Origin of the sequence: Kitasatospora sp. MBT63, assembly GCF_000710465.2 — a bacterium.
Taxonomy (GTDB): Bacteria; Actinomycetota; Actinomycetes; order Streptomycetales; family Streptomycetaceae; genus Kitasatospora.
Genome location: NZ_JAIZ01000433.1, coordinates 5,720 through 8,495 on the forward strand (window position 1 = coordinate 5,720; position 2,776 = coordinate 8,495).

The 2,776-nt window shown below is 74.1% G+C and carries 2 protein-coding genes; both read left to right on the forward strand.

What is annotated here, in order from left to right; translation table 11 throughout:
• On the forward strand, positions 1 to 1,032 hold a 1,032-nt coding region (locus AA75_RS23980), incomplete at its 5' end, for a spore photoproduct lyase family protein (protein ID WP_033822277.1).
• A 64-nt stretch (positions 1,033 to 1,096) separates the two neighbouring features.
• Positions 1,097 to 2,614 (forward strand): SDR family oxidoreductase, encoded by a 1,518-nt coding sequence (locus AA75_RS23985; protein ID WP_051813183.1) that lies wholly within the window; start codon positions 1,097 to 1,099, stop codon positions 2,612 to 2,614.
• Positions 2,615 to 2,776: the final 162 nt, after the last annotated feature.

The window sequence follows — 2,776 nt, forward strand, 5'->3', positions numbered from 1 at the left end:
ATCTACGCCGAACCGGCCGCCGCCGCCTCCCCGCGCGGCCGCCAGGTCCTGGAGCGCTTCCCCGGCGCCCGGGTCACCGAGGTCGCCTCGCACTGGCAGATCCCGCACCTGCACGGCAACGCCGGCAACGTGGAGCGCTGGGCCCGGATCAAGCGCGAGGTGCTGGTGCTCGGCGTCAAGAAGTCGCTGACCGCCCGGCCCAACGGCCGCTCCGCGGACTGGATCGCCCCGAGCTCGGCCAACGGCTGCGCGCTCGCCTGCGCCTACTGCTACGTCCCGCGCCGCAAGGGCTACGCCAACCCGGTCACCGTCTTCACCAACATCGACCGGATCATCGGCTACCTGGGCCGCCACCTCGCCCGCCAGGGCCGCAAGCCCGAGCCCAACCAGTGCGACCCGACCGCCTGGGTGTACGACATCGGCGAGAACAACGACTGTGCGGTGGACGCCCTGGTCTGCGACAACACCGCCGACCTGATCCGGGCCTTCCGGCACTGGCCCACCGGCAAGGCCTCGTTCGCCACCAAGTGGGTCAACCGCGACCTGCTGGCGCTGGACCCGCGCGGCCGCACCCGGATCCGGTTCTCGGTGATGCCGCCCGCCGACGCCCGGCTGCTGGACGTCCGGGCCGCGCCGGTGCCCGACCGGCTGGCCGCCGCCGCGGACTTCCGAGAGGCTGGGTACGAGGTGCACTTCAACCTGTCCCCGGTCGTCCTTCGGGAGGGCTGGGAGCGGGACTGGGCCGAGCTGCTGAGCCGGATGGACGACATCCTGCCGCCCGCCGTCAAGGCGCAGGCCGCCGCCGAGATCATCCTGCTCACCCACAACCAGCAGCTGCACCACGTCAACCTGGGCTGGCACCCCGCGGCCGAGCAGGTGCTCTGGCGCCCGGACCTCCAGGAGCCCAAGCGCTCCGAGAACGGCGCCGACAACGTCCGCTACCGGGTGGGCCGCAAGGCCGAGGCGCTGGCCCGGCTGCGCGGCCTGATCGAGCGGCACGCGCCCTGGCTGCGGGTGCGGTACGCGTTCTGAGCCCTCCGGTGCCCGCACCGCGGCCTCCCGCGGGAGGCCGCCGCAGGACGAGACGGGAGACGAGATGACCGACCACACCGACGCCCCGCCCGAGGGCGGGTCCGACGCCCGGGCGCTCTGCCTGGTCACCGGCGCCACCGGCTACATCGGCGGCCGGCTGGTGCCGGAGCTGCTCGCGGCCGGCCACCGGGTCCGCTGCCTGGTCCGGGACCCGGGCCGGATCCGCGACTACCCCTGGCGGGCCGAGGTGGAGACGGTCAAGGCGGACGTCACCCGTCCCGAGACGCTGGCCGGGGTGTTCGCCGGCGTCGAGGTGGCGTACTTCCTGGTGCACTCGCTCGGCACCGGCGGCTCCTTCGAGCGGCGCGACCGCACCTCCGCCCGGGCCTTCGGGGCGGCGGCCGCCCGGGCCGGGGTACGCCGCATCGTGTACCTGGGCGGGCTGATCCCTCCCGGCGTACCCGAGCACGCCCTGTCGCCCCACCTGCGCTCACGGGCCGAGGTCGGCCGGATCCTGCGGGAGAGCGGCGTCCCCACCGCCGAACTGCGCGCCGCCGTCATCCTCGGCTCCGGCTCCGCCTCCTTCGAGATGCTGCGCTACCTCACCGAACGGCTGCCCGTCATGGTGACGCCGAACTGGGTGGACACCAGGATCCAACCGATCGCCGTCCGCGACGTGCTGCGCTACCTGGTCGGCGCCGCCGCCCTGCCGCCGGAGGTCAACCGCTCCTTCGACATCGGCGGCCCCGACGTGCTGACCTACCGCGAGATGATGCTGCGCTACGCCGGGATCGCCGGACTGCCCCGGCGGCTGATCGTGCCGGTCCCGGTGCTCACCCCGCGGCTGTCCAGCCACTGGGTCGGCCTGGTCACACCGGTCCCGAACTCGATCGCCCGTCCGCTGGTGGAGTCGCTGCGGCACGAGGTGGTCTGCCGGGAGCACGACATCGCGGCGCTGGTACCGGACCCGCCGGGCGGGCTGATCGGCTTCGACCGCGCGGTGCGGCTCGCCCTGAAACGGATCCAGGACGCCGAGGTCACCACCCGCTGGTCCTCCGCCTCGCTGGCCGGCGCCCCCAGCGACCCGCTGCCCACCGACCCGGACTGGGCCGGCGGCAGCCTGTACGAGGACGTCAAGGAGCGCGAGGTGGCGGCCAGCCCGCAGGCCGTGTGGCAGGTGGTGGAGGGCATCGGCGGCGACAACGGCTGGTACTCCTTCCCGCTGGCCTGGGCGGTCCGGGGCTGGCTGGACCGGCTGGTCGGCGGGGTCGGCCTGCGCCGCGGCCGCCGCGACCCGGCCCGGCTGCGGGTCGGCGACTCGCTGGACTTCTGGCGGGTGGAGGAGATCGAACCGGTCGAACTGCTGCGGCTGCGCGCCGAGATGAGGCTGCCGGGCCTGGCCTGGCTGGAACTGCGGGTCGACAGCGACGGCAACGGCGGCACCATCTACCGGCAGCGGGCGCTGTTCCATCCGCACGGGCTGGCCGGGCACGCGTACTGGTGGTCGGTGGCGCCGTTCCACTCCTTCGTGTTCGGCGGCATGGCCCGCAACATCACCGAGCGGGCCCGCACCCTGCCGTGAACACCCGCGGCCCGGAGCCGGGTTGACGCCCGATGCCGCCAACCTGGCCGATCCTGCCGGGGGTTCACCCCGCGGAGTGAACCCGGAAGTCGCACCCATCCGCTCCCGTCACCGCACCGAATGCAGGACGTGAGCAAGCAGACGACCACCGACCCGCAGCCC

What these genes read in the sequence shown, in the direction of transcription:
- AA75_RS23985 (WP_051813183.1), top strand. Translation starts at nt 1,097, where the DNA reads ATGACCGACCACACCGACGCCCCGCCCGAGGGCGGGTCCGACGCCCGG.